The organism is Pseudomonas sp. NMS19W (genome assembly GCF_051554255.1).
Taxonomy (GTDB): Bacteria; Pseudomonadota; Gammaproteobacteria; order Pseudomonadales; family Pseudomonadaceae; genus Aquipseudomonas; species Aquipseudomonas kribbensis.
Genome location: NZ_CP136718.1, coordinates 2,361,600 through 2,370,210 on the forward strand (window position 1 = coordinate 2,361,600; position 8,611 = coordinate 2,370,210).

The following is an 8,611-nucleotide window of genomic DNA, read 5'->3' on the forward strand; positions in this document are numbered from 1 at the left end:
ACTTTCGGGGGAATAACTGACTTGTCCGGGGCCAGGGACCCTCAGGGCGGTGCTAAGAGGGGGAGTTGTCCGGGTTTCACGTGTCATGCGGGTTTCGGGGCCGATGCTTGAATACGCGCCAAATCACATGAGACGGATCTTATGAACCAATTTGCTGCCGATGCGGCGGACGGTCTGTCCGCGATTTCCGAAGCCTTCCCGCTGACCGCTGCCCAGCGTGACATCTGGCTCGATCAACTGCGCCAGGGGGATTCGCCGGTGTACAACATCGGTGGTTATGTCGAGATGACCGGCGCCCTTGACCCTGCGTTGATGCAAGCGTCCCTTGAATGTCTCGTGGCCCGGCACGACGCCCTGCGCACCAGTCTGCTGCTGGGTGCCGGTGAGCACGGTCTGCCGTTGCAGCGTTTTGCGCCCTCGATGCCGGTGCCGATGCCGTTCCATGACTTCAGCGCCCATCCCGAGCCGGAGGCGGCGGCGCGCCGGTTGACTCAGGAGCGCATCGAACTGCCGTTCACGCTGGACGGCGGGCCGCTGTTCCGTTTCTGCCTGATCCGTCTCGATGATCGCTGCCATTGGTTTTCGCTCCAGGCCCACCACCTGATTGTCGATGGCTGGGGCTTTGGCGAAATGCTCAAGTCCCTCGACGAGATCTACAACGCCCTGGCGCTCGGGCAACAGCCGCCGGATTCGGCGCCGTCCTATATCGACTTCATTCATGACGACGCACGGTATTACGAGTCCGCCCGCTATGCGCGTGACCGTGCGTACTGGCTGGAAAAATACCGGCATCTTCCCGAGCCGCTGTTGTTGCCGCGCTATCAGGAACGCTTTGCCGGCGCGACGGCACCGACGCGGATTTTCTCGCAGGTCTTTCCGGCGCGCCTTCACGACCGTATGAAGCAGGTGGCCGCGGAGTACGGGGCTTCGGCGTTGCACTTCCTGCTGGCGGCGATGCATGTGTACTTCAGCCGCATCGGCCAGCGTGATGAATGGGTGGTGGGCTTGCCGTTGCTCAATCGATCCGGCGCCCGTTTCAAGTCGACCCTGGGGCTGTTCACCCAGGTCAGCGCCGTGCGCATGGGGTTCGGGCGCGAGCTGGCGTTCGGTGCGCTGGTCAAGGCCGTTCGCGATGAGCTGAAACAGGATTTCCGCCATCAGCGTTTTCCCCTGAGTGAGATGAACCGTGCGCTGGGTCTGCTGCGAGAGGATCGTTCACAGCTGTTCGAAGTGACCGTCTCCTACGAGCGGGACGCCCATGAATACCGGTACGGAGAGGCCCGGGGGCGGGTGGTTAAAGTGTCCAACCACGAAGAGGGCACGCCGCTGTCCGTGCACCTGTTGAGCAGCCGTGGCGACGAAGAGGACAGTTTGTACCTGGTGTACAACGAGGCCTACTTTGACGCGGATGAAATCGCGGCGCTGTGCGGCCGATTGCTGTGGGTGCTGGAGCAGGGACTTGAAGACACCTCGCTGGCGATGGGGGATTTCAGTCTGAACCTGCCAGCCGAGTCGGCGTTGCTGCAAGCGTGGAATGACACCCGCGCCGATTACCCCGACGGGCTGACACTCCATCAGCGAATCGAAGCGCAGGCGGCGATGCGGCCGGATGCGGTGGCAGCAGAATCCCAGGGACAACGGCTGACCTATGCCGAGCTGAACCGAAAGGCCAACGCCCTGGCCCATCATTTGATCGGGCTCGGTGTGCAACCCGATGACCGCGTGGCGCTGGTCGCCCGTCGAGGGCTGGACACGCTGGTCGCGTTGCTGGCAATCCTCAAATCCGGCGCCGGTTATGTGCCGGTCGATCCGGCCCATCCTGCGGAACGTTTGAGCTATTTATTGAGCGACAGCGCGCCGGTCGTGGTCCTGACCCAGGGCAATCTGCGTGAGCGTCTGCCGGTACTGAATGTGCCGCTGATCGACATCGACTCGCGCACCTGGCCGGTCAACGATCTCAACCCCGACGTCTCGGGCCTGACCACCGCGCATCTGGCCTACGTGATCTACACCTCCGGTTCCACCGGTCAGCCCAAAGGCGTGATGGTCGAACACCACACGTTGTCGAACCTGGTGGACTGGCACTGTGAAGCTTTTGATCTGAGTGCTGGAGGTCACACGTCAAGCCTCGCCGGCTTCGGCTTCGATGCCATGGCCTGGGAAGTCTGGCCCGCACTGTGTGCCGGCGCGACCCTGCACCTGGCGCCGTCCCGCGACGGCGGCGAAGACATCGACGCGCTGCTCGACTGGTGGCGTGCACAACCGCTGGACGTAAGTTTCCTGCCGACCCCAATTGCCGAATACGCCTTCAGCCGCCACCTCGAACATCCGACGTTGCGCACGCTGCTGATCGGCGGTGATCGCCTGCGTCAGTTCAATCGCGAGCAGACGTTCGAGGTGATCAACAACTACGGCCCGACCGAAGCGACGGTGGTCGCCACCTCGGGTCGCATCGAACCGGGCCGGACGCTGCACATCGGCAAGCCCGTGAGCAACGCCACGACCTATCTGCTGGATGACCGACAGCGACCAGTACCGATTGGCGTGGTCGGTGAGCTCTACGTCGGTGGTGCCGGGGTGGCGCGGGGTTACTTCAACCGTCCGGAACTGACCGCCGAACGCTTTCTCGACGATCCGTTCAGCCGCCAGCCCAACGCGCGGATGTACCGCACCGGCGACCTGGCTCGCTGGCGCCCGGACGGCAATATCGAGTATCTGGGCCGTAATGACGATCAGGTGAAAATCCGTGGTGTGCGCATCGAGCCCGGCGAAATCGAAGCGGCGTTGAGCAGTCATGAATCCGTGCGTGATGCGGTGGTGCAGGTGCGCGACGGGCAGTTGCTGGCCTGGTTCACCGAACACCAGCCGCTGGACATCACGCAGCTGCATGCCCATCTGCAAACCCGTCTGCCGAGCGCGATGCTGCCATCGGCCTACGTGCGCTTGACGGCGTTGCCCCTGACCGCCAACGGCAAACTGGATCGCCAGGCGTTGCCGGCGCCGGGGCCGGAAGCGTTGATCCGCCGTGAATACGAAGCTCCGCAAGGCGACGTCGAAATCCTCCTGGCGCAGATCTGGGCCGAGGTGCTGCAAGTCGAAAAGGTCGGGCGTCACGATCACTTCTTCGAGCTGGGCGGGCATTCGTTGCTGGCGGTCAACCTGATCGAGCGCATGCGCCAGCTCGGCATGAGCAGCGACGTGCGCGTGCTGTTCGGCCAGCCGACCCTGGCGGCACTGGCCGCATCGGTGGGCAGTGGTCGCGAAGTCGAAGTGCCGGCCAACCGCATTCCGGCGGGCTGCACGCAAATCACGCCGGATCTGTTGCCATTGGTAGAGCTGGATCAGGCCACCCTTGACCGGATCATCGCTACGGTACCGGGCGGGGCGGCCAACGTGCAGGACATTTACCCGCTGGCGCCGTTGCAGGAAGGCATCCTTTATCACCACATCACCGCCGCCCAGGGCGATCCGTACCTGCTGCAATCGCAGCTGGCGTTCGACAGTGTCGAGCGGGTCGAGGCCTATGCGGCCGCGTTGCGTCAGGTCATGGCGCGCCACGATATCCTGCGCACTGCGGTGGTCTGGGAAGGTTTGACCACGCCGGTGCAGGTGGTCTGGCGCGAAGCCGAACTGCCGGTGCAGGAAATCATGCTTGATCCGGCCGAGGGCGATGTCCTCACGCAGCTGCACGAGCGCTTCGATGCCCGGCGTTATCGCATCGACGTCAGTCAGGCGCCGCTGATCCGGCTGATGTATGCCCGCGATCCGGCCCACGGGCGGATCGTGGCGATTCTGTTGTTCCATCACCTGGCGCTGGATCACATCGCGCTGGAAGTCCTGCGCCATGAAATGCGCGCCAACCTGCTGGGGCAGGGCGAGCCGTTGCCGCCAGCGGTGCCGTATCGCAATTACGTGGCCCAGACCCGGCTCGGCGTCAGCGAGCAGGAACATGAAGCGTTCTTCCGCGAAATGCTGGCCGACATCGACGAGCCGACCCTGCCGTTCGGTTTGCAGGACGTGCAGGGCGACGGGCGCGGGATCGACGAAGCCGTGCGAACCCTTGCGCCTGAACTGGATCGCCGCTTGCGCCTGCAAGCGCGACAGGCAGGCGTCAGCGTGGCCAGCCTGATTCACCTGGCCTGGGCGCAGGTGCTGGCAGCGACCTCGGGGCAGGAACATGTGGTGTTCGGCAGCGTGTTCATGGGTCGCATGCAGGGCGGCGAGGGCGCGGACCGGGCGCTGGGGGTGTTCATCAACACCTTGCCTTTGCGAGTGGACATGGATCGGGGCGCGCGTGATGCCGTGTTGCTGACCCACGCCCGACTGACCGACCTGCTCGGGCACGAGCATGCATCGCTGGCGCTGGCCCAGCGTTGCAGCGGCGTCGCGTCGCCGGCACCGCTGTTCAGTGCGCTGCTCAACTATCGGCATACCGACCTTGAGGTGCAGGAATCGACGGCGGATCCGGCCTGGCAAGGCATCCAGACTCTGGACAACGAAGAACGCACCAACTACCCGCTGACCTTGAGCGTCGATGACCTGGGCAGCGCCTTGCAGATCACTACGCGGACCCTGATCAGCATCGGCGCCCAGCGCATCGGCGACTACGTGCAAACCGCATTGCAGGCGCTGGTCGATGCGCTTGAGCAGACACCGCAACAGCCGCTGAATCGCTTGTCGATCCTGCCGGCGGCGGAGCTTGAACAACTGCTGGTCGAGTTCAATGCCAGCGAAGTCGATTGCCCGATGGATCAACCGCTGCAGACCTTGTTCGAACAGCAAGCGCAGCGCAGACCCGACGCCATCGCCTTGCAGGCCGGGGATAAACAGCTGACGTATCGCCAGTTGAATGAGCAGGCCAACCGCTTGGCGCATCATCTACGGGAGCAAGGTGTGCAACCGGATTCCCGGGTGGCGATCTGCGTCGAGCGCAGCCTGGATCTGATAGTCGGTCTGCTGGGCATTCTCAAGGCGGGCGGCGCATATGTGCCGCTGGATCCCGACTATCCGCTGGAACGCCTGCACTACATGTTGCAAGACAGCGCCCCGGTGGCGGTGCTGGTGCACGAGGCCACCCGCAATCTGCTGGCTGATCCGGGTGTGCCGGTCATCGATTTCGACCGTTGCACCTGGCAGCACGCTTCCGCCGACAATCTGCAAGTACCGGGTTTGAGCGCTGCGAACCTGGCCTACATGATCTACACCTCGGGTTCCACCGGCACGCCGAAGGGCGTGATGATCGAGCATCGAAGCGCCTGCAACATGGTGCACTGGGGTTCGCAGATCAGCCCGCCGACCGGGCACGGTGCGCTGTTGCAGAAGGCGCCGTTCAGCTTCGACAGTTCGGTGTGGGAGATCTTCTGGCCGCTGTGTTCCGGCCTGCGGCTGGTGCTGGCGCGGCCTGACGGCAACCGCGATTCGGCCTATGTGACCCAGGTGATTCGCGAACGGCAGATCACCGTGGTCAAGTTCGTGCCGGCGCTGCTGCAACAGTTCATCGAGCAGGACGATGTCAGCCAGTGCACCAGCCTGACCGACGTGCTCAACGGTGGCGGTGAACTGACCGCCGCACTGGCGCGGTGCGTCCGCGAGCGCCTGCCATGGGTGCGTCTGCATAACGTTTACGGCCCGACCGAAACCACGGTCGACAGTACCGGCTGGACGCTGGAACCCGATCAATCGGTGCCAGAGGCCGTAGTACCAATCGGCAAGGCCCTGAGCAACACCCGGCTCTATGTGCTGGATGCCCACGACCAACCGGTGCCATTCGGGGTCAGCGGTCACTTGCACATCGGCGGGGTCGGGGTCGCGCGGGGTTATCTGGGACTGCCGGAGCTGCAGGCCGAGCGCTTCATCGACAGCCCGTTCGTGGCCGGTGATCGCCTGTATCGCACCGGCGATCTGGTGCGCTACCGGGCGGACGGCAACCTCGAATTCCTCGGGCGCAACGACTTCCAGGTCAAGCTGCGTGGCCTGCGTCTGGAGCCGGGTGAAATCGAGGCGCGGCTGATCGAGCATCCGGCCGTGCGTGAAGCCGTGGTGCTGGTGCGCGACGAGCGACTGGTGGCGTATTTCACCGTCCGCGAAGGCTTCGACGCGCCACGTATCGAAAGCTTGCGTGCCCACGTGCTGGAGCGCTTGCCGGAGTACATGGCGCCGGGCGCCTACGTGAAGCTCGATGCGTTGCCCCTGACCCCCAACGACAAGGTCGACCGCAAAGCCTTGCCGGCACCGGGGGCGGAGGCGGTGCTTAGTCGTCGCTACGAGGCGCCCGAGGGCGACGTCGAAATCCGGCTGGCGCAGATCTGGGCCGAAGTGCTGCAACTGGAGCAGGTCGGGCGCAACGACCATTTCTTCGAACTCGGCGGGCATTCGTTGCTGGCGGTCAGTCTGGTGGCGCGCATGCGTCAGGCCGGGCTGCATGTCGATGCCCGCACGCTATTCAGCCAGCCGACCCTGGCGGCGCTGGCGGCCCAGACTTCGGCGCAGGCCAGACAGGTTGAAGTCCCGCAAACCACCATACCGACCCTCAACCGCAAACGCCGGCTCTGAGCCGACATCGGCGTCGATTCGCGGTTCCCGCGGATCGACGCCATGACTGGCCGGTCACGGGGCTTGTCCCCGCTTCCCATGTCAGACACCCAAGCCCCGATGTTTTAGCTTTTCCGGGCTGCGCGTGGCCGCACGGATTCGCCGCTGCGCGCTCCTTTTTCCCGAATTTACAGCAGGTTACCCCCCATGCAATTTCGCGAGCTGATGGCTGTTATTTCCACCCATGCGATCCGCCTTCAACAGGACGATGAAGACCTGGTCATTCTGGGCGACGACGAGGCGCTGGACGACGCGCTTTGGGACAGCCTCGCCAAACACAAGGCGCAGTTGCTGGAGCTGGTGGCGAGCCATGGCGGCGACTGGTCGAGCCCGGCGCTGCGCATCACCCCGGACATGCTGCCGCTGGTGCAACTGGATCAGCCGGCCATCGACCGCATCGTCGCCACCGTGCCGGGCGGCGTGGCGAATGTGCAGGACATCTATCCGCTGGCGCCGTTGCAGGAAGGCATGCTGTATCTGCACCTCGCCGCCGGTGAAGGCGATCTGTATGTGCAACAGGCGCAATTCACGTTCGACAGTCACGAGCGCCTCGACGCGTTTGCCCAAGCCTTGCAATGGGTGATCGACCGTCACGACATTCTGCGCACCTCGTTTGTCTGGGAGCGCCTGGACGAACCGGTGCAGGTGGTCTGGCGCCAGGCGCCGCTGGTCTGCGAAGAGGTGCAGCTCGACACGTCCACCGATGTGTTCAGTCAGTTGCAGGCGCGCTACGACGCCCGTCACTTGCGCCTCGACTTGCAACAGGCGCCGCTGCTGCGCCTGGTGTATGCGCGGGATCCGGCGCAGGGACGGATCGTCGCGCTGCTGCTGTTCCATCACATGATCATCGACCACGTGGCGCTGGACGTGGTGCGCCGGGAAATCCAGGCCTGGCTGCAAGGGCAGACCGAACGGGTGGCGCCGGCGGTGCCGTTTCGCAATCACCTGGCGCGGGCGCGCATGGCCCTCGATGAGCAGGCCCACGAAACGTTCTTCCGCGAGATGCTCGGCGATATCGACGAGCCGACACTGCCGTGGGGGTTGCAGGATGTTCAGGGCGGCGGGCAGGACTTCGAAGACGCGCAGCTGACGCTCAGTGACGCACTGAACCTGCGACTGCGCACGCAGGCACGGCAACTCGGCGTGAGCGTGGCGAGCCTGATGCACCTGGCGCTGGCACGGGTGTTGGGCCAGTTGTCCGGGCGCACCTCGGTGGTGTTCGGCACCGTGTTGCTGGGGCGCATGGAGGCGGGCGACGGTGGTGAGCAGGCGCTGGGCATGTTCATCAACACCTTGCCGCTGCGGGTCGATGTCGGCGCGCAAAGCGTTTACGACGGCGTGCTCGCCACGCATCGTCGCCTGAGCGCCTTGCTCGCCCATGAACAGGCCTCGCTGGCACTGGCCCAGCGTTGCAGCGCGTTGAATGCGCAGACGCCGTTGTTCAGCGCCATGCTCAACTATCGCCACAGCGCTGTCGGTGATGTTGCCGCAGTGATCGAACTGGCCCCCGGCGTCCAGGTCCTGAGTGGCAAGGAACCGACCAACTATCCGCTGACCCTGAGCGTCGATGACCTGGGCAGTGGTTTCCGGCTGTCTGCCATCGCGCCGAGCGGCATCGGTGCCGAACGGGTCTGCGCCTATGTGCAAACCGCAATCGACGGTTTGCTCGATGCCCTGGAGCAGTCGCCCGAGACGCTGATCAACCAGTTGCCGGTTTTGCCGGAGCTGGAGCGGCAGCAATTGCTGATGGGCTTCAATGACACACGTGTCGATCTTGATCTGCAGCCGACCGTTCATGGCCTGTTCGAGGTTCAGGTCCAGCGTTCGCCGCAGGCCGTTGCATTGCAGGCCGATGCGCAATCACTGACGTATGTCGAACTCAATGCCCGGGCCAATCGCCTGGCTCACCGGTTGCGTGAGCTGGGTGTCGGGCCGGATACGCCGGTGGCGATCTGCGTCGATCGCGGGCCTGAACTGGTGATCGGCCTGCTGGGCATCCTCGAAGGCCGGCGGCGCCTAT

Annotated in this window: 1 protein-coding gene and 1 pseudogene; both read left to right on the top strand. The window is 64.4% G+C overall.

Annotated features, from left to right (window positions below; all coding sequences use genetic code 11):
• The first annotated feature begins 141 nt into the window (after nucleotides 1–141).
• Nucleotides 142–6,552, top strand: a complete 6,411-nt coding sequence (locus R1A29_RS10760; protein ID WP_438301428.1) for an amino acid adenylation domain-containing protein — start codon at nucleotides 142–144, stop codon at nucleotides 6,550–6,552.
• 507 nt (nucleotides 6,553–7,059) lie between these two features.
• Nucleotides 7,060–8,517: pseudogene (locus tag R1A29_RS10765) on the top strand (condensation domain-containing protein); the annotation flags it as partial.
• Between the last annotated feature and the right edge of the window lie 94 nt (nucleotides 8,518–8,611).